This window comes from Pelagibacterium sp., from assembly GCF_965249125.1.
GTDB lineage: Bacteria > Pseudomonadota > Alphaproteobacteria > Rhizobiales > Devosiaceae > Pelagibacterium.
In genome coordinates this window covers 2388656-2408075 of sequence record NZ_OZ252217.1, presented here as the reverse complement: position 1 = coordinate 2408075, position 19420 = coordinate 2388656, and the positions used below count along the sequence as shown (strand labels likewise).

Annotated in this window: 18 protein-coding genes; 13 read left to right on the top strand and 5 right to left on the bottom strand. The window is 61.9% G+C overall.

The genetic code is table 11. From position 1 onward, the window contains the following. Nucleotides 1-72 precede the first annotated feature (72 nt). The 9 genes from ACP148_RS11825 to rsmD all read left to right on the top strand — a co-directional run bounded on the left by ACP148_RS11825 (nt 73) and on the right by rsmD (nt 10722). Entirely contained in the window at nt 73-1281 is a 1209-nt protein-coding gene (locus ACP148_RS11825; RefSeq protein ID WP_421952815.1) for an EAL domain-containing protein, read from the top strand. An 83-nt stretch (nt 1282-1364) separates the two neighbouring features. Beyond that, nucleotides 1365-2228, top strand: a complete 864-nt coding sequence (locus ACP148_RS11820; protein ID WP_421952814.1) for a TIGR01459 family HAD-type hydrolase — start codon at nt 1365-1367, stop codon at nt 2226-2228. Between the two features lie 55 nt (nt 2229-2283). Next, entirely contained in the window at nt 2284-2874 is a 591-nt protein-coding gene (locus ACP148_RS11815) for a class I SAM-dependent methyltransferase (RefSeq protein ID WP_421952813.1), read from the top strand. Nucleotides 2875-2982: 108 nt separating this feature from the next. Next, complete coding sequence (locus ACP148_RS11810) at nt 2983-3972, top strand: bifunctional riboflavin kinase/FAD synthetase (RefSeq protein WP_425033513.1); 990 nt, start codon at nt 2983-2985, stop codon at nt 3970-3972. Nucleotides 3973-4211: 239 nt separating this feature from the next. Then, nucleotides 4212-7397 carry an isoleucine--tRNA ligase gene (gene ileS / locus ACP148_RS11805; protein ID WP_425033512.1) on the top strand — a complete coding sequence of 1062 codons (3186 nt, stop codon included), beginning with the start codon at nt 4212-4214 and terminating at the stop codon, nt 7395-7397. Between the two features lie 8 nt (nt 7398-7405). Further along, nucleotides 7406-7876, top strand: a complete 471-nt coding sequence (gene lspA / locus ACP148_RS11800) for a signal peptidase II (RefSeq protein WP_421952580.1) — start codon at nt 7406-7408, stop codon at nt 7874-7876. Nucleotides 7877-7958: 82 nt separating this feature from the next. Next, nucleotides 7959-8567 (top strand): hypothetical protein, encoded by a 609-nt coding sequence (locus tag ACP148_RS11795; RefSeq protein ID WP_425033511.1) that lies wholly within the window; start codon nt 7959-7961, stop codon nt 8565-8567. Nucleotides 8568-8654: 87 nt separating this feature from the next. Continuing rightward, a complete protein-coding gene (locus tag ACP148_RS11790) occupies nt 8655-10163 on the top strand; it encodes a pseudouridine synthase (protein WP_421952578.1) in 1509 nt (502 codons plus the stop codon). A gap of 4 nt (nt 10164-10167) precedes the next feature. Continuing rightward, entirely contained in the window at nt 10168-10722 is a 555-nt protein-coding gene (gene rsmD, locus ACP148_RS11785) for a 16S rRNA (guanine(966)-N(2))-methyltransferase RsmD (RefSeq protein WP_421952577.1), read from the top strand. Between the two features lie 293 nt (nt 10723-11015). On the opposite strand, the gene mutL is transcribed toward rsmD, so the two are convergent. Further along, nucleotides 11016-12836 (bottom strand): DNA mismatch repair endonuclease MutL, encoded by a 1821-nt coding sequence (mutL, locus tag ACP148_RS11780; protein WP_421952576.1) that lies wholly within the window; start codon nt 12834-12836, stop codon nt 11016-11018. 74 nt (nt 12837-12910) lie between these two features. Between mutL and ACP148_RS11775 the strand changes: the two genes are divergently transcribed. Then, complete coding sequence (locus tag ACP148_RS11775; protein WP_421952575.1) at nt 12911-13360, top strand: nucleoside deaminase; 450 nt, start codon at nt 12911-12913, stop codon at nt 13358-13360. Here the strand turns inward: ACP148_RS11775 and ACP148_RS11770 are convergent. Both ACP148_RS11770 and purD read right to left on the bottom strand, forming a co-directional pair. Beyond that, entirely contained in the window at nt 13332-14195 is an 864-nt protein-coding gene (locus ACP148_RS11770) for a patatin-like phospholipase family protein (RefSeq protein ID WP_421952574.1), read from the bottom strand. The two genes, ACP148_RS11775 and ACP148_RS11770, sit on opposite strands and share 29 nt — an antisense overlap. Before the next feature lie 66 nt (nt 14196-14261). Next, a complete protein-coding gene (gene purD / locus ACP148_RS11765; RefSeq protein WP_425033510.1) occupies nt 14262-15521 on the bottom strand; it encodes a phosphoribosylamine--glycine ligase in 1260 nt (419 codons plus the stop codon). 100 nt (nt 15522-15621) lie between these two features. Here purD and xseA point away from each other — a divergent pair, with 100 nt between their 5' ends. Next, complete coding sequence (gene xseA / locus ACP148_RS11760; protein ID WP_421952572.1) at nt 15622-17172, top strand: exodeoxyribonuclease VII large subunit; 1551 nt, start codon at nt 15622-15624, stop codon at nt 17170-17172. Between the two features lie 161 nt (nt 17173-17333). Next, nucleotides 17334-17555, top strand: a complete 222-nt coding sequence (locus tag ACP148_RS11755; RefSeq protein WP_421952571.1) for a DUF2093 domain-containing protein — start codon at nt 17334-17336, stop codon at nt 17553-17555. Between the two features lie 5 nt (nt 17556-17560). Here ACP148_RS11755 and ACP148_RS11750 read toward each other — a convergent pair whose 3' ends face one another. Both ACP148_RS11750 and ACP148_RS11745 read right to left on the bottom strand, forming a co-directional pair. Next, entirely contained in the window at nt 17561-17797 is a 237-nt protein-coding gene (locus ACP148_RS11750; RefSeq protein WP_014129672.1) for a DUF4170 domain-containing protein, read from the bottom strand. A gap of 3 nt (nt 17798-17800) precedes the next feature. Further along, nucleotides 17801-18640, bottom strand: a complete 840-nt coding sequence (locus tag ACP148_RS11745) for a 3'(2'),5'-bisphosphate nucleotidase CysQ (RefSeq protein WP_421952570.1) — start codon at nt 18638-18640, stop codon at nt 17801-17803. A 267-nt stretch (nt 18641-18907) separates the two neighbouring features. Here ACP148_RS11745 and ACP148_RS11740 point away from each other — a divergent pair, with 267 nt between their 5' ends. Continuing rightward, nucleotides 18908-19420: a DUF6101 family protein gene (locus ACP148_RS11740; RefSeq protein WP_421952569.1), complete on the top strand. Its 513-nt coding sequence runs from the start codon at nt 18908-18910 to the stop codon at nt 19418-19420.

Sequence of the window (19420 nt, the reverse complement as noted above, 5' to 3'; positions counted from 1 at the left end):
GAGAGTGCTAAACCTTTAAATGAAAGCCGAATTTGATTCCCGCGGGGGGCTCTGAGCCGGGTGCACAATCTGGTGCTGATTTTTGTTGGAGTCTGTGGCGCCGCCATTGGCGCGGCGGCCTATTTTGCCCTCGGCTTCACCCCCATCGAAGCCGGGCTTTTGGGGCTGGCCGTCATACTGGGCGGGGCGATGATCGAAGAGCGCAAGGCCCGCCGCCGCGCCTTCCGGCGTCTCGAACAGGGCGTCGAGGAAATGGGCCGCCTGCTGGCCACCGACGCCAAGGCCGGCCAGGTCCTCAGCCAGCGCGTCAACGCCCTTGTCGATCTCGAACTCGGCCAGCGCCTCGACGTGATCGAGGCCGATATGAGCGTTTTGGGCACCGTGGTTCGCCAGGTTGCCGAGGCCGTCTCCGACCTCGAAACCGCCCAGGCCGCCGCCGCCCCGATCCGCAGGGACGATCGCGAGCCGGCCGACGCGCCCCAGCCCCGCCGAGCCCCCACCATCGCCCTCGACGAGGTCAGGCGCGCGCTCGATGAGGGCCGGTTGGTCCACCATGCCCGCCCCATCCTCACGCTGCCCCAGCGCAAGATGCATGCCCTCGATCTCGTCCCCCGGCTCGAGGTTGAAGGAAAGCTCGCCGATCCGCCCCAATACATGCCAATCCCCACCGGCGAGGGTACCGTCGTTCTGCGCCGCATCGATCGCATCTGCGCCGAGGAAGCCATCCGCATCGTCCGCCGGGCGCGCCTGAGCGGCGATCCGGTCCGTCTGCTGGTCGATATTTCCCCCGCCAGCCTTGGTGACAAGCTGGCGCTTGAGCAGACCCTGACCCTTCTGGCCGCCAATCGCGCCGTCAATTCCGATATTGTCTTTGCCCTCGACTATGAGGAATGGACCGGCCTCTCGCGCCCCGAATCCGATGGGCTGGCCAGTCTGGTCCAGCAAGGCGTGTTCGTCGCCCTGCGCAATGCGACAACGCTGCGCCTCGATTTCGCCGGGCTTGCCGAAAAAGGCGTTCGTTACATTTCTGTCGGCGCCCGCGTCTTCCTCAAATCGCCGACCGCTCTGACCGATTTTCATTCCTCCGATATCAACGACTATATAAAGCGCTTCGGCATCAATCTCGTCGTCTCCGATCTTGAGAGCGAAAGCGAAATTCTTGCCCTGCTCGACGATGGCATAAAGCTTGCGCAGGGCCCTGTGATGGGCGCGACGGGTCCCTTGCGCGCCGATCTGCGCGACGATGGCGATGATGATTTGCGGCGCGCCGCCGCGCGCTGACCGAGTGCTTGCTGGATCGGTGGACACCACTTATCCACCTGCGAAGCGCGACCGAATAAAAGATTTGATCCAAGGTAAAGCCCATGCCCGCTCTCACCGGCCCCACTCCCGGTCTTTCCAGCCTCGCCAACCGCTACGGCGCCGTGCTCTCCGATGTCTGGGGCGTATTGCACAATGGCGTCACCCCGCACTGGAGCGCCGTTGAGGCGCTGAGCCAATTCCGTGCTGGCGGCGGCCGCGTCGTGCTCATCACCAACGCTCCCCGTCCCGGTTCTTCCATCATCGCCCAGCTCGACGCCATGAATATTCCGCGCGATGCTTATGACGCGCTGGTTTCGTCCGGCGATGCCACCCGCGCCCTGCTCGAAAACTGGCGCGGCCGCACCGTCGCCCGCGTCGGCCCCGCCGTCGACGACGTGCTGTTTGAAGGTCTCGATCTCACCTTCGGCTCCGACGAGGAAGCGACCGCCGTCGCCGTTACCGATCTCGATACCGATGACGACACCCCAGACGATTACGCGGACCGCATGGCCATTTGGAAAGCCCGCAATCTGCCCCTCATCTGCGCCAACCCCGACAAGGTCGTCGAGGAAGGTGATCGTATCGTTTACTGCGGCGGCGCGCTGGCCGACGCCTATGAGGACATCGGCGGCCGCGTGATGATGGCCGGCAAGCCCTACAATCCCATCTACGAGCAGACCAGGGCCCTGGCCGACCAGGCTGCGGGCAAGCGCTTTGGAAAAAGCGAAATCCTCGCCATCGGCGATTCCGTGCGCACCGACGCAATGGGCGCTGCCCAGTTCGGCATCGACCTGCTGTTCATCACCGGCTCGATCCACGCCGCCGAACTCGATGCCTTCAATGATCCCCCGGCCCGAAGGGTCTCAGATTTCGTCTCGGTCTCCCGCGCCAACATGGTCGGGTTCATGCCGCGTCTGGTCTGGTGAGGGGCACAAGATAGACCCCGCGCGCTTCATTGCGGAAAATCTTCCGGTTGCTGCGGTGCCGGGCATTCCCGATATCCGGCTCCATCTTGCCGTCCCGCAGAGCGGGGTCTGGAAGCTGGCACGCGATGGCGTTCCGCCCTATTGGGCATGGTGTTGGCCCGGTGGGCTGGTCCTGGCCCGGCACATCATGGCCAATCCCCGGATCGTGTCTGGCCGCACCGTCCTCGATCTGGGTACCGGCTCGGGCCTTGTCGCCATAGCGGCGGCCCTGAGCGGAGCGAGGCGCGTTCTGGCCTGCGATACCGACCCGAATGCCATCGCGGCCCTCCACCTCAACGCTGCGCTCAATTCGGTAGCGGTCGATGCCCGAAACACCGACCTCCTCGACGGCCCCGCACCCGAGGCCGAAATCATCCTTGTGGGCGATCTCTTTTATGAAAGGGAATTGGCCGCGCGTGTCGGCGCTTTCCTTGATCGATGCCATGGCGCAAATCGCCGGGTCTATGTCGGAGACATCGGGCGCGAGCACTTGCCACGGGACCGCATGCGGCCGATCGGCACCTATCCGGTGATTGATTTTGGCGAGCCACCGACCGCAGAACCGCGCCGGGCCCGCGCCTGGCGCTATATTGGCCAAAAGGCCTGATCCTCCGCTCTTGCAATCGGACCCACAAAAAGGCAGTTTCCGCGCGACTTTGCGTGGCCTCACCCAAAACTTCCGTCAAGGAAGCGCGACGAAACGATCCAGACGAACATGACCGCAGGCAAAAATTTCGCCCGACTCGATGGCCTTTCGGCTGTTCCACCTGCCCTGAGGGGCGGCGTGGTCGCCATCGGCAATTTCGACGGCTGCCATCGCGGGCACCAGCAGGTCTTTGCCGCCGCCCGAGCCATGGCGGCAAAAAAAGGCGTTCCGGCACTGGTCCTCACCTTCGAGCCGCACCCGCGCGACGTGTTCGCTCCAGCGCCCTTTCTTTTTCGCCTGACCTATGCCGACCAGAAAGCCGGTCTCGTCGAGGCGCTGGGCTTTGATGCCGTTGCGTTCATGGAATTCACCCGTGATCTGGCGTCAGTCGAAGCGCATGATTTCGTCTCCCGCTATCTGCTGGAAGCGCTGGAGGTTTCGGGGGTCGTGATCGGGGCCGATTTCCATTTCGGAAAGGGCAGGGCAGGCACGCCCGATTTTCTCCTGGCGCAGGGTGAAGAGCAGGGCTTTTCCGTCGAAGTCTGCACGATGCTCGATGATGGCACCGAGCCTGTGTCGTCCTCTCGCGTCCGCGATGCGCTGGCCGGCGGCGATGTCCAGGCCGCCAACAGCCTCTTGGGCTACCACCACTTCTTTTCCGGCACGGTGATCGAGGGCGACAAGCGCGGCCGCGAACTGGGCTATCCGACCGCCAATATGGCTGTGCCCGACACCTTCGGGCTGGCGCAGGGGGTCTATGCCGTCAAGGTTCGGCTCGACGGTGAGGTTTTCGATGGCGTCGCCGCCTATGGCAAGCCGATGTTCGACAATACGCGCCCGCCCTTTGAGACCTTCATTTTCGATTTCGACCGCACCATCTATGGCAAGACCCTCGAAATTGCCCTGCTCGGCTTCATCCGGGGGCAGATGACATTCGATGGCCTCACCCCGCTCATAGAACAGATGGACAAGGACACGGCGACAGCGCGAATTATCACCGCCCAGGCCCGCCCGCTCTCCGAGCTGGACGCCGCCCTGGGCTTTGTTTCGGGCAATTAGCGCGGCTTCTGCCATCTGCTGTTTCCCACGTCTCCCAGCGAGCACACGGTGCGCAGCCGACACGACGCTGGGGGAGCCCCAGAACACCCTCCCCTCGACGGGGAGGGATGGGGAGGGGTGGCGCGGCAAGCTCAAGCGCTCCCTGTCTTTGCCCATCGCCGCCAAACCCATTGGCAATCCTCCGCCACCGCTGTTAAAAGCGGTCCCGATCTCATGACTGAAGACTTCCGCGAGTTCTTATGACCGACACGCAACCGGGCGCGACCACCGAGCGCGACTACTCAAATACCCTGTTCCTGCCCCAGACCGATTTCCCCATGCGGGCCGGCCTGCCCCAGCGCGAGCCCGAATGGCTCAAGCGCTGGGAGGATATGGACCTCTATAAAATGCTGCGCGAGCAGAGCCGTGATCGTGAAAAATTCACCCTCCACGACGGCCCTCCATACGCCAATGGCAACATCCATATCGGCCACGCGCTCAACAAGACATTGAAGGACCTTGTGTCCCGCTCCATGCAGATGCTGGGCTACAATTCGGCCTATGTGCCGGGCTGGGACTGCCACGGCCTGCCCATCGAATGGAAGATCGAGGAACAATACCGCGCCAAGGGCCTCAACAAGGACGAAGTGCCGGTCAACGAATTCCGCGCCGAATGCCGCACCTTTGCCGAGCACTGGGTCGATGTCCAGCGCGCCGAATTCAAGCGCCTCGGCATCAATGGCGATTGGGCCAACCCCTACCTCACCATGAGCTTCGACGCTGAGGCCACCATCGCCTCCGAACTAATGAAAGTCGCCACGTCCGGCCAGCTGTATCGCGGCTCCAAGCCCGTCATGTGGTCGGTCGTTGAGCGGACGGCTCTCGCCGAAGCCGAGATCGAATATCAGGATTACGAGAGCGACGCGATCTGGGTGAAGTTTCCGGTGGCCAGAGCATGGCGCTCTACGGGCTTGCGAGGTGTATCCGGTCAGGACGATATTGCTCGGATTGAGGAAGAGGCAATCGCCCTTGCCAAGGCACGTGAGCACTTGCTGGATGCATCCGTCGTCATCTGGACCACCACCCCGTGGACCATCCCCGGCAACCGCGCCGTCTCCTATTCCTCGCGCATCGCCTATGGCCTGTACGAAGTCCAATCCGCCGAGAACGATTTCGGCCCGCAGCCCGGCGAAAAGCTGATCTTTGCCGACAACCTCGCCGCTGAAAGCGCGACAAAGGCAAAACTCACCTTCAAGCGCCTTGCCGACGTCAGCGCCGATGAACTTGGCGCCATGACCCTCCACCACCCGCTCCGCGGTTTCGGCGGAGGATACGACTTCCTTGTGCCGCTGCTCGATGGCGATCACGTCACCGACGACGCCGGCACGGGCTTTGTCCACACCGCCCCCGGCCACGGTGCGGACGACTTTGAAATCTGGATGACCGAAGGCCGCGCCATCGCCGCAAAAGGCATCGACACCACGATCCCCTTCACCGTCGACGACGCAGGCTTTTACACCAAGGACGCCCCCGGTTTCGGCCCCGACGCCGAAGGCGGGCCTGCGCGCGTCATCGACGACAAGGGCAAGAAGGGCGACGCCAACCAGCGCGTCATCACCGCGCTCATCGCCGCAAACAACCTCTTTGCGCGCGGTCGCCTCAAGCACCAGTATCCGCACTCCTGGCGCTCCAAAAAACCCATCATCTTCCGCAATACCCCCCAATGGTTCGTCTATATGGACAAGGACCTTGGTGGTGTTGGAAAGGCCCCCTCACCCGGTCCTGCGGACCGACCTCTCGCCCAAGGGAGAGGTGAAGAGGAGGCGCTTGCGGCAAGCCTCACCTCTCCCTCAGGGGGAGAGGTCGGCGCGAACGCGCCGGGTGAGGGGGCCTTCGCCAAGGGAACAGATACCCTGCGCACCCGCGCCCTCACGGCAATCGACGCCACAAAATTCGTCCCCCCCGCCGGCCAGAACCGCCTGCGCGCAATGATCGCCGATCGCCCCGATTGGGTGCTCTCCCGCCAGCGCGCCTGGGGTGTGCCCATCACCGTGTTCGTCAATGCCGAGACCGGCGAAATCCTCAAGAACGAGGCCGTCAACGCCCGCATCGTTGCTGCCTTCAATGCAGAGGGTGCCGACGCATGGTTCGCCGAAGACGCCAAACAGCGCTTCCTTGGCAATGATGTGTCCGACCCCCAAAACTGGACCAAGGTCACCGACATTCTCGACGTCTGGTTCGACTCCGGTTCCACCCATGCCTTCGTTCTGCGCAACAAGGAAAAATGGCCGGATCTGAAATTCCCCGCCTCCATGTATCTCGAAGGCTCCGACCAGCATCGCGGCTGGTTCCATTCCTCGCTGCTCGAAAGCTGCGCCACCAACGGTTTTGCGCCCTACGAATCCGTCCTCACCCATGGCTTCACCATGGACAAGAACGGGTACAAAATGTCCAAATCGCTGGGCAACACAATTGCCCCCCAGGACATCATCAAGAAATTCGGGGCCGACATCCTGCGCCTGTGGGCCGCGACCATCGACTACGCCGAGGATCACCGCATCGGCGATGAGATCCTCGCCAACACCGTCGAGATGTATCGCAAGATGCGCAATTCCTTCCGCTGGCTTTTGGGCAACCTCGCCCATTACAAGTCCGAGGAAGCCGTGGCCCACGCCGATATGCCAGAGCTCGAAAAGCTCATCCTGCATCGCCTTGCGGTGCTCGATGGCGAAGTGCGCGCTGGGTATAAGGCCTATGACTACAAGCGCGTGGTCAACACCATCGCCAACTTCATGAACCTCGAACTCTCGGCCTTCTATTTCGACATCCGCAAGGACGCGCTCTATTGCGATCCGATCTCCTCGCAAAAGCGCAAAGCGGCCCTCACCGTCCTAGACCAGCTCTATTCATGCCTCACCGCATGGCTGGCCCCGGTGCTGGTCTTTACGATGGAAGAAATCTGGCTCGAGCGGAACCCGGGCGAGACATCATCGGTCCACGCCCGCACCTTCCCCGAGGTGCCCTCCGAATGGCGTGACGATGGCTTGGCGGCAAAATGGGCAAAGATCCGCGCCGTGCGCCGGGTCGTCACCGGGGCGCTCGAAATCGAGCGCAAGAACAAGGTCATCGGCTCCTCGCTCGAGGCAGCCCCCATCGTCGCCATCACCGATCCCGAACTCGCCAAGGCGGTCGAAACTCACGATCTCGCCGAATCGTGCATTGTGTCGGCAATTTCCACTCAACTCCATGCATTTTCGAGCCAACAATTCTTTAGTTTGGACGAGGTGCCGGGTGTCCAGGTGGCCTTCGCCCGAGCCGAGGGAACCCGCTGCGCGCGCTCCTGGAAGGTCTCTCCGGAGGTCGGTTCGGACCCCGAATACCCCGATCTGACCCCCCGCGATGCCCAGGCGATGCGCGAGCGGGCTGTAGCGGGGCTAAGCGTATGAATTGGTTGATGAAACCGTCTGTCCTGTGGAGCTTTTTTCTTGGCCTCGACGTCCTGATTTTCGACCGCCTGCACAAATATCTGCAGGTCGATTTAGCCGGATGGACGGGCGGCGAAGTCATTGAAGTTGCACCGTTTTTTGACTACACGCTCGTCTGGAACACCGGGATTTCCTACGGGTTGATGGCCGGCATGACCCCGGAAATGTTGTTGCTTATCATGGCCTTGGCCATGATCGCCCTGGCATGGTGGTGGGTCAGGGAGGACTCCCTGCTCACCCGCATCGGCATTGCCCTCGCCATCGGCGGCGCGCTCTCGAACGCCATCGACCGTGTGATTTACGGCGCCGTCGCCGATTTCTTCTCGCTGAGCTTTTTCCCCTATGTTTTCAACATCGCCGACATGGCCATATCCATTGGCGTCATCGCGCTCATCATCGACGTCCTCCGTCCCCGGCCCGAGCCGGAAACCAAATCCTAAATCGGCCAAATTCTGGCCTTACGCCCACCAATGGGCTATAACCCCACGAAAATCAGGGATCATCAGGGTGGTCGAGACGTCCATGGGTACGGTTGTAAAGAGTATGAACAGGGCCAAACGCCTGCTGCGTCTGACATTCCTGGCCGCCGCGGCTGCTTCGGCACTGGCCGCCTGCACCACCGTGGAGGGCACAAATGCGCTCACCGATCCCTTGACCTTCGAGCGTGAGGTGATGCGCTCGACGCTGCAGGGCGTGGGTATCGTGCCGCGTGAGGAAAAGCCGATGGTTTCGGGCGAACGCAGCCCGCTCGTGCTGCCGGCGTCGGGTTCGACCCCGCCGCCCCCCAGCCAGTCGACAGCGGTCATCCCCGAAGACTCGAGCGCCGTAACCATCGACACCAGCGGCCTCACCACCGCCGATCTTGAGGCACTGCGGACCGGGCGCGTGCTGTCGTCGGGCGCCACCTCGGGTCGCCCTCTGACCGAACCAGAAGCGCGCCAGCTTGCCGCACGCATGGCGGCGTATCGCAACGCCCAGGGCCTGACCGAGCGCAACATCTACCTGCCGCCCGAACAGTATTTCCAGACCGTTGCGGGCCAGCAACTCATTTGCCAGGCGGCAAATGGGGACCTTGTCACCTTGTCCGATCCGCGCTGCCCGCCCGATGTCCGCGCAGCAGCCTCACGCTGATTTCGCGCGCAGTACCGAAAAATACTCGAGGCGGGGCCGTTGGCCTCGCTTTGCTTTGATAGCTCCAGATTGAAAGAAGACGCTCCAATGAGCGATAAAGCCCCTCCACCCCCCGGCGAGCGCCTCGCCAAGGTCATCGCCCGCGCGGGTGTCTGCTCGCGCCGCGACGCCGAAGCCTGGATCACCGCCGGTCGCATCGCGGTCAACGGCAGCCCGGTTAAAACCCCCGCATTCAATGTCGTCGAAAGCGACACGATCGCCGTCGATGGCAAGCCTCTTGCCCGCAAGCAGGCAACTCAGCTTTGGCTGTACCACAAGCCCGCCGGCCTTATGGTCACAGAGAAGGATCCCGAGGGCCGCGCCACGGTCTTTTCCGAGTTCGGAAAGCTTGGCCTGCCGCGCGTGCTCACCGTCGGGCGTCTCGATTACAATACCGAGGGTTTGTTGTTGCTCACCAACGACGGCGGCCTCAAGCGTACGCTGGAATTGCCGGCGACGGGCTGGGTGCGGCGCTACCGCGTCCGTGCCTTCGGTTCGGTCACTCAGGACAAACTCGACACGCTCGCCAAGGGCATTTCCGTCGACGGTGTCGATTACGGTCCCATCGAGGCGGTTCTCGACAGCACCAGCGGCTCCAATGTCTGGATCACCATGAGCCTGCGCGAGGGGAAAAACCGCGAAGTCCGCAACGTCCTTGGCGCCCTCGGCCTCGAGGTCAACCGGCTGATCCGCCTGTCCTATGGACCGTTCCAGCTTGGCGATTTGCCGACTGGCTCGGTAGAAAAGGTCAAATCGCGTATCCTCCAGGATCAGTTGGGCAAGCGCCTGGCCGAAAGCGCGGGAGCCGATTTTGACTCTCCTGTCGCCGAAGACCCAAACCAGCCCCGTCGCCGTTCGCCGCAGCGCGAGAGCCAGCCCACCGAACGTGATCGCTTCGGCGGTCTGCGCAAACGTCCCGATTTCAAGCGCCCGGAGAGACGCGAAGAGGCGCCTCGCACCGTCCATTTCGACGACGGACGTCCCTCCCAGAGCTTTGTGCCATCTGGTGGTGACCGCAAGGGTAAACGTGATGAATCCGGCTTCGGCGACCGCCCGCGCCGAGACAGTTCGGCTGGCAAGAGGTTCGACAAGGGCGAAAAGTCCTTCGGCGAACGCCCCCAGCGGCCCGCAGGCAAACCGTTCAGTAAGGGCCCCCGACAAGCCGGTAGCGGCGGTGATCGCCCGTTCCGTAAGGACGCGGATCGTCCGCCGCGCCGCGAAGGTGCCGGGAGTGACCGTCCGTTTGCCAAGGGACCACGCCGCGACGGCGCTGGTGGCGATCGTCCATTTTCGAAAGGGCCTCGTAGAGACGGCGCGGGCGGGGATCGTCCATTCGCCAGGGGGCCGCGACGCGAGGGGGCAGGTCCTGATCGCCCGTTCTCGAAAGGTCCTGGCGGGCAGGTTCGGCCTGGCGGTAAGCCTTTTGCGAAAGGACCGCGTCGCGAAGCTGGAACCGACCGACCGGCTGGCCCGCGTCCGCCGCGCCGGGATGGAAAGTCATCGACCGGCGGTCGCCCTGACCGGCCCCGCCGCCCACGTCCGGACGAGGACAAATAGCTAGATGCGTATCGTCGCCGGAAAATTCCGCGGCAAACAGCTCGAGGCACCGAAGTCGGACGAAATTCGTCCCACTTCGGACCGCGTGCGTGAGGCCGTGTTCTCGATAATCGGAAGCCGCATCGGTCCTCACCTCGACGGGAGATATGTGCTCGACCTGTTTGCGGGCACGGGCGCGCTCGGTTTTGAAGCGCTGTCGCGCGGTGCTGCCCATTGTGTCTTCATCGACACCGGCATTGAGGCGCGTGGCCTGATTCGCGGCCACATCGAGCTCTTTGGCGTGGGCGGCCAGACCAAACTTCTCAAGCGCGACGCCACCGATCTTGGCCCTGCCGAACGCATCAAACCGTCGGACCTTGTCTTCGTCGACCCGCCATACGGCAAAGGGCTGGGAGAAAAGGCCATCGCCAGCGCGCTGGCTGGCGGCTGGATTGCACAAGGAGCTCTCATCGTTCTCGAAGAGCGAAAGAACGCCACGATCGAAGCTCTCTCGGGCACAGAAATTGTCGACCGCCGTGAATATGCCGATACGGCCGTCACCTTTCTAGACGCCACCTGACCTCGGCTGATGTGAGCAACTGTGTGGAAAGTGATATTTGCCACACACCGGCCATAAATTTGCCGCTCCGCGCCGTTTTTCAGGAACCGCTCACGCCCTGTGCGGTTGGGTCTGCATCACGCAAGTTGGAGGCAATACAATGGCGTTGGTCATTCTGAGCATTATAGGCGCTTTGGTCACGCTAGCCGCAGCCACTGCGGGACTGTTGATTTCCGCGCAAGCCGAGGTCGAAAAGGGCCGAGCTCAAAACGCTGAAACACGCTCGGCCTGAAGAGCGATAGAATCGGCGCGGACTATCGCCTCCCAAACAGGCGCTCCAAATCGCCCTTCTTGAGTTCGATATAAGTAGGGCGCCCATGGATGCATTGACCTGAATGGGGAGTGGCCTCCATTTCGCGCAGCAGTGCATTCATTTCGTCTACTCGCAGGCGGCGCCCCGACCGAACCGATCCATGGCAGGCCATACGGGCAATAATGGCATCCATGCGCTCTTCGAGCACAGCGACATTGTCCCATTCGGCCAGCCCGTCGGCGAGATCGCGCACCAGCCCCTCGATATCGGTCTGTCCCAAAAGGGCAGGGGTTTCATTTATGGCAACGGCCCCAGGACCAAACCGTTCGAGATAGAGGCCGAGCTTTTCGAGAACCGGCGCCGCGTCCTCGAGTCGCCCGCAATCTTCTTCCGGAAGATCGACAACCACAGGAATCAATTGCCGTTGGCTGGCAACCGGCCCACTGCGCAATTGGGTTCTGAATCGTTCGTAGACCAGCCGTTCGTGGGCCGCGTGCTGATCGATCAGCACCAGCGCATCGCCATTCTGGGCAACGATGTAATTCTCGAACACCTGCGCGCGCGCTACGCCAAGGGGGAAGTCCTGCTGTTCCGCAGAAGGAACCTCAACGGGTTCATATCGGGCGCTGGGAGCATCGAACCTGCGGATTTCGGCCGCCAGACCCGCTGAAAAGGTACCTTGCTGGCCCAGCAGCGGCGAGGGTTCCCTGTGGCCGGTTGGGATCGCTGCAGGCTCGGCAAAGCTGCTCGCCGGTCCCGACCTGCCCTCCGGCACGGGGACCCGAAAGCTTGCCAGCGCCGACTCCGCCACGCTCGAAGATGCGCGAAAGCCCGCTGCGGCCAGTGCTTCACCGATTGCCCGGATAACAGCGCCCCGCACGGCGCCCTGATCGCGAAAGCGCAGCTCGGCCTTGGTCGGGTGGACGTTGACATCGACCTCGCCCGGATCGATGGCAACAAAGAGCGCAATGACCGGAAACCGGTCACGATGCAGGAAATCGGCATAAGCGGCCCGCACGGCGCCGAGCAACACCTTGTCGCGCACGGAACGCCCGTTGACGAAATAGAACTGGTTGAGCGTGTTGGCGCGCGAATAGGTCGGCAATCCCGCTAGTCCGCCCACCACGATCCCGCCGCGCGAGAACCCGATCTGCTGCGCGTTTTCGGGAAAATCTGCCCCGATGATTTGCGCCAGTCTGGCGTGGACGGCGTTCTCGCCGGTCTGCGCGGGCCAGTTGATCGGCTGCCGGTCAGTGCCCGATAAAACGAAATGAACCCCGCGATGCGCCATCGCCAGGCGTTTGATGACGTCGGTTATCGCTCCGGTCTCGGCCCGGTCGGTCTTGAGGAATTTGAGTCGGGCGGGGATGTCGGCAAAGAGGTTCTTGACCTCGACAATCGTACCGCGATTGATCGGATGCGGCACCGGACCGGATTTGACGCCGCGCTTGAGCGCGATCTTGAGGCCCGTCTCGGCGTTAGCGGTACGCGAAGCAATCGAAAGATCGGACACAGATCCAATGGAAGCCAGCGCCTCGCCACGGAAACCCAGTGTACGAATATCGTCGAGCCCGTCATCTTTGAGCTTGGAGGTCGCATGCCGCTCGACCGATAGCATGAGGTCAGCTTCGTTCATGCCGTACCCGTCATCTTCGATGCGGATCAGGCTTTTTCCTCCAGCCGCTGTGGTGATGGCGATGCGTCTTGCTCCGGCATCAAGCGCGTTCTCGACAAGTTCCTTGACGACGCTGGCCGGACGCTCGACGACCTCGCCGGCGGCAATCTTGTTGACCAGATCGTCTGGAAGCTGGCGGATGGCCATGGATGCTGATTCTCCTTTGTTGCCATTCTAACGGGGCGGACAGCCAGCACCAAAGCTGATATGAGCGCCTCACCATGACCACGCCAGACAATCCCATGGAAATTGCGTTTGCGCTCGCTGCAGAGGCCGCTGCAGCGGGAGAAGTGCCCGTCGGCGCCGTCATCATGCGGGACGGCAAGGTACTTGCCACAGGACGCAACACCATGCGCGAGACAGGCGATCCAACGGCGCACGCTGAATTCAACGCCATCCGCGCGGCACTGGCAGCCGACGGCACCGGGCGTCTTTCCGATTGCGATCTTTATGTAACGCTCGAGCCCTGCACCATGTGTGCCGGTGCCATCGCGCATGTCAAATTGCGCCGGCTTTATTACGCCGCTGAAGACGCAAAAGGCGGAGCGGTGGACAATGGCGTCCGATTCTTCGATCAGTCAACCTGCCATCACGCGCCAGAGGTGATCGGGGGTGTTTCTGCCAGTCGGGCTGCAGAAATGCTCAGGAAATTTTTCGCTGAGCGGCGATGAAGCCTTCGACCTTTGCAGCGATATCGCGCTTGAAACGTTCCTTTTCGGCTTCCCCCACCTTGATGATCTCCCGTACCCGCCAATATTCGTGCGCACCGATATTGACATGGTGCGGGCGGAAATAGAGATCGGGTGGATAGGCGGCGATCATGTGCGCGATCAACTGATGCATCATGATCTGGGCAGATCCGAATCCGATATCGAGCATCGTCGGAATATAGCCGTCCGGCCAGGCATGAGGATCGCCATTGACGTCGATACCAACCAGGATATCGGTGCCTGCCGCAGCGTGGTCGAGCGGCAGTGGATTGACCACGCCCCCGTCCACCAGAACGGTCTTGTGGAAATGTACGGGCCTGTAGAGGCTCGGAACAGCCAGAGACGCGGCCAATGCCGGCTTGAGCGCGCCTTCATGAAACGCGACCTCATGCCAGGACCTGAAATCGGTCGCGACACAGGTGAACGGTATCTTGAGCCCCTGAAATGAGTCCGGCATGTCGTCGGGGGTGAAGGTGTCGACCACTTGCACCGGATCGAGCTGGATCGAAATGCCTTCGCGGAAGATCTTGGCCATCGACCGCACCTGGGTGGAGAGTAGGCGTCCGAACAGCCCGTTCATCGTGCCGAGCATTTCGTAGGACAGGTCGCGGATTTCCCGTCCCATAAGCCCGGCCGCCCAGCCCGAACCGATCAACGCACCGATCGATGTGCCTGCGATCCGGTGCGGGACGAGCCCGAGCTCATCCATTGCCTCGATGAAGGGAATATGCGCCAGCCCACGCGCCGCACCGCCCCCCAGCGCGATACCGATTTTGGGATCTCTGATCGTCCCCATGGCCACAAGCCCTCCGGTTCCTCCGTCAGCCTAGTCTAGCCATATCGGGTTGAGAAGAGATTGCTGCTAAAGCGCGCGCCAGCCGATGTCGCGGCGGCAAAATCCGTCCGGCCAGTCTATGGCGTCGACCGCCGCATAAGCACGCTCGCGCGCCTCGCTCACGCTCTCGCCTATCGCCGTTACATTGAGTACCCGTCCGCCATTTGCCAGCAGGGCGTCGCCGTCTCGCACCGTACCGGCGTGAAAGACCCGAACGGTTTCGCCGTCCAACCCGTCGGCATTACCTATGACGGAATTCTTCTCGTATGCTCCTGGATAACCGTTGGCCGCAAGCACCACCGTCAGGGCGATTTCTCGCTTCCAGCGCGGCGAAACGCTGGCGAGGGAGCCGTGTGCGGTAGCTTCGAGAATATCGAGCAGATCGCTATCGAGCAGCATCATCAGCACTTGAGTTTCGGGGTCGCCGAACCGTGTGTTGAATTCAATGAGCTTTGGACCGTCCTCAGTTATCATCAACCCAGTAAACAATACGCCTGAAAATGGCGTGCCGCGTGCCGCCATCCCCTTTATGGCCGGAGCAACGATCTCGCGATGGGCGCGTTCGATCAGGGCGTCGGTCATCACCGGTGCGGGGGCATAGGCCCCCATGCCGCCGGTATTGGGCCCTTTGTCGTCATCGAAAGCACGCTTGTGATCCTGCGCGGCTGGCAAGAGGATGGTGTGCTCGCCATCGCAGATGGCAAAAAGGCTGGCTTCTTCGCCGATCAGGCATTCCTCGATCACCACCTCCGCGCCTGCCGCTCCGAATGTGCCCGAAAAGCAGTCGTGTACGGCCTCTTTTGCGTGTTCCAGCGTCTCGGCCACAGTAACACCCTTGCCGGCGGCCAACCCGTCGGCCTTGATGACGATGGGAGCGCCATGCTGGTCCAGATAGGCGAGCGCGGGTTCGAGTGCATCGAATTTTGCGTAAGCTGCGGTGGGGATGCCCATTTCGTCGCACAGCGCCTTGGTGAATGCCTTGGACCCTTCGAGTTGCGCAGCAACTTTCGATGGGCCGAAAACCGCAATCCCGGCTGCGCGCAAATCGTCCGAAATCCCCGCTACCAGCGGCACTTCCGGGCCGACCACCACGAGGTCGATCTGCTCGCGCAGCGAAAAATCGACAACAGCTGAGTGATTGGCAACATCAAGAGCGACGTTTTCGGCAAATGTCTGCGTCCCGCCATTTCCGGGTGCGACGAACAGCTTTTCCAGGCGCTCCGATTGCGTCATCTTCCAGGCCAGCGCGTGCTCACGTCCACCCGATCCAATCAGCAACACGCGCATGGCTCACCCTCTTTGCCTTGAGTTTGGCGCCCCTCTATCATGTGCGATGACAACCCGCCACCCTTGACGGCGCCGCAAGGCTCGGTCACCAACGACACCCATGAGCGATAATCAGTCCAACGCCTTCGAATTCACGGTTTCCGAAATCTCCCAGGCGGTCAAACGCACCGTCGAGGACCAGTTCGGCTATGTGCGCGTGCGCGGCGAAATCTCCGGCTTCCGCGGCCAGCACAGCTCAGGCCACTGCTATTTCACATTAAAGGATGATGGCGCGGCCATAGATGCGGTGGTCTGGAAGGGCAGCTATTCGCGCCTTGCCTTCAAGCCCCAGGAAGGGCTTGAGATTATTGCCACGGGGCGGCTGACCACCTATCCGCGCTCGTCGAAATATCAGATTGTCATAGAGAACATAGAACCCGCCGGCGCCGGCGCCCTTATGGCGCTGCTCGAGGAGCGGCGGAAAAAGTTTATCGCCGAGGGCCTGTTCGCGCCCGAACGCAAGAAAGAACTGCCCTATCTTCCTCGGGTGATTGGCGTTGTGACCTCCCCGACCGGCGCGGTGATCCGCGACATTCTTCATCGCCTCGATGATCGCTTTCCCTCCCACGTCATCGTCTGGCCCGTGCGGGTGCAGGGCGACACCTGCGCGCCCGAAGTGAGTGCTGCTATTGATGGCTTCAATGCCTTTTTGCCCGATGGTCCGATCCCTCGACCCGACCTGCTGATCGTTGCACGCGGCGGCGGCTCGATCGAGGATCTTTGGGGCTTTAACGAGGAAAGCGTGGTCCGCGCCGTCGCGCGCTCGGAAATCCCCGTCATATCGGCGGTCGGGCACGAAACCGATATCACGCTCATCGATTATGTCGCCGACAGGCGGGCCCCCACGCCCACGGGAGCGGCCGAAATGGCTGTGCCCGTGCGCGGCGAGTTGATCGCCTATGTCGAAGATCTCGGTTCGCGCCAGCGCATGGCCGCGCGCCGCGTCGCGGCCAATCTCAAGGACCGCCTTCGCGCGGCCTCGGCTGGTCTTCCCCGACCGGGTGATCTCGTTTCCACCCAGCGTCAGCGTCTCGACATGGCGACAGCGAGACTTGGTTCCGGCCTTCGCGCCGCCCAGCACACCAAGGCCATGGATCACCAGCGCGTTGCTGGAAGGTTGACCGTCGGGCTGCTCCGCCAGCGGCTCGATGCAGCCGCCAACAGGTTGCAAGCGGCAAGCACGCGTGCTCGCCATGGGTTGCAGACAAGGGCAGGGCGCGCGCGGGTCGCATTTTCACCGATAGGCAGCCGATTGCGCCCCGGCCTCCTGACCACGCCGATCGCCCAGGGACGCCGTCATCTTGATGCGACCGCCAATCGCATGGATCCCGCCTTCATTCGCATCGTCGAAACCCGCCGGGCACGGCTTGATGGGTTGTCCAAGCTGCTGTCATCGGTCAGCTATCATCAGGTTCTGGCGAGGGGATTTGCTTTGGTCACCGACGCCGGCGGCAATCTTGTGCGCACATCCGATGATGTGAAGCCGGGCGATGCGCTGACCATTGACGTGGCTCAGGGCTCGATCGCGGCAACCGTTTCCGGAGCGCCTCCGATCCCGCGCAAGAAATCACGCGCCGAGGACAGCGGCGGGGGGCAGGAAAGTCTGTTTTGACCCTCGCCCCAAAGCCCGCTAAACAAGGGTTAGAGCGCGTCCAGCAAAAGTGGAAACGGTTTTGCGATTCGGACGCGCGACAAGACAAGGACCTGGATCAAACCCGCGATTCGAAGGGCCGCGCGAGCGAAAAGCGGATTTGATCTAGAGGAACGCTGCCCATGAATATTCTCGATTCCGGTTTTGCCCCGTCCGAAGCCAAGATTCGCTACCTCGACGCCGATTATGTCGTCGTCAAACCGGGCACGTTCGTGCGCTGTGCGATCACCAACGCACCCATCCCGATCGAGGATTTGACCTATTGGAGCGTCGACAGGCAAGAGGCGTACGCCGACGCGCGGGCTGCGTTCACCGCCTACCAGCGCTCCATCGGTGAGAAATAGCTGATTTAGCTGGTTTGGGCCGGGTCCAGCAGCTTGTGCATATGCACGATGAAATAGCGCATCTCGGCGTTGTCCACAGTCATCTGCGCCTTCTGCTTCCAGACAGCATAGGCTGAAGCATAATTGGGATAGACGCCCACGATATCGACTTCATCGAGGTTCTTGAACTCGACGCCCTCAAGGGCGGACATCTCTCCCCCGATCACGAGGTGGAGCAGTTGTTTTGCCGGTGCTTCGCTCATGCCTTAAGCCTGTCGTTCTGGATTGTCGGAATCGGGTTGCGGGCAGCCATAAACGACGCGCAAGGCATCGCACAAGGGCGATAATAGTGAAACGTCGGCGGTGGCGGCAAGCGCCGCGTGGCGCGTGTCGGCACCGTTGTAACGTGGCGTGCCCCGGCACACGTCCTCAAACCGCGCACCCGCCTCTGAAAGGATGATATCGGCGCCCGCGATATCCCAATCCTGTGCACCGCGCCGTGCAACCGCCGCATCGAGCTTGCCGGCTGCCACCTGTACCAATCGGTAGGCGAGCGAGGGATAGGCCGGGCCCTTGGTGTAATTCAGCCCGAGGGCGGCGAGTTCGTGATGGACAGCGGCCGGCGCAGGGATAAGGGGAGCCTCAGAGCGCGCTTGAGGCACCTGCAAGGGCACATCATTGCACATCGCCCCCAGTCCCAGTCCGCCCACATACATTTCATCGCGCGCCGGTGCATAGACAACACCGGCGATCGCTACCCCGTCTTCGACCACGGCGAGCGAAATCGTCCAGCTATCTTCCCCGCGTATATATCCGCGCGTTCCATCGATGGGATCGACGATGAAGATGCGCTGATTTTCGAGGCGAGCAGAGGAGTCCGCGGTTTCCTCACTGAGCCATCCATAATCGGGCCGTGCGGCCCTCAGGGCACCGGACAGGAAATTGTCGACGGCGATATCGGCTTCCGAAACCGGAGAACTGATGTTCTTGGTCCAGGTACGCATCTCGGTCCTGAAAAAACCGAGCGCAATGATCCCCGCATGGACCGCTGCCGACTTAAGCAACTTGATGTCGTTTTCGATGCCCTTGGGGACAGTGGTGGGCATGCCCACTCCCAAACCGATCAGTGTCACGCGCGCCCTCCGCTGGCGCGGGCGGCACTTTTGCCCTTGTTAGGCCGATAATCGGGCGTGCGCAAGCTGCGCGGTTAATCGCTTCTTACACAGGGTGAGATTCCGCTAACCCATTTTGACACAAGAGAAACTTAACCCCGTTTTTTAAGCCGATGATGAGAGCGCCGCGCTAGATTGGCTTCAACGAAAAGAGAGCACCAAAAAACAAAAAGCTCTCGGAAGTTGACAGGAAGGCTCACAATGGTTTTCGGCATGATCGTCGATGGGTTTCCATCGACTCTTTTGCAAGGCGCGATCTATCCGCGGCATCTGGCGCACCGGCCGGCCAACGACAATGGCCGGCGCGATGACATGATGACCGTGACCGTGCGGCGCAAGCTCGACAAGAGCGGCGTGACGGTCAAGATGAAGGTGCCGGTTGCCGAATATGTCGGCGTTGCCGTTTCCACCCGGATTACGGACGACGGCAATCTGTCCAGCGCGATTGAACTGGTTCATTCGAACGAAGACCTGAACTACCGGGTCTTTGAGGAAGACGGAAATTCCAACGTCGTGGCCGAATGGCAGAACTGGGGCCGCAAACTGCGCCTGCCGCTTTTTATTCGTTCCGGCGATGGCGCGCTCGTTGCCTATTCCCAGCAGATCGACGGCGTCATGGTTGGCAATTCGAACGGCCGACGCATGCTTTCAGCTGAAGCCGAGCGCCGTACCCGCTTTGCCCGCCGCCGCAAGCCCGGGGAAAAGCAGGCATAG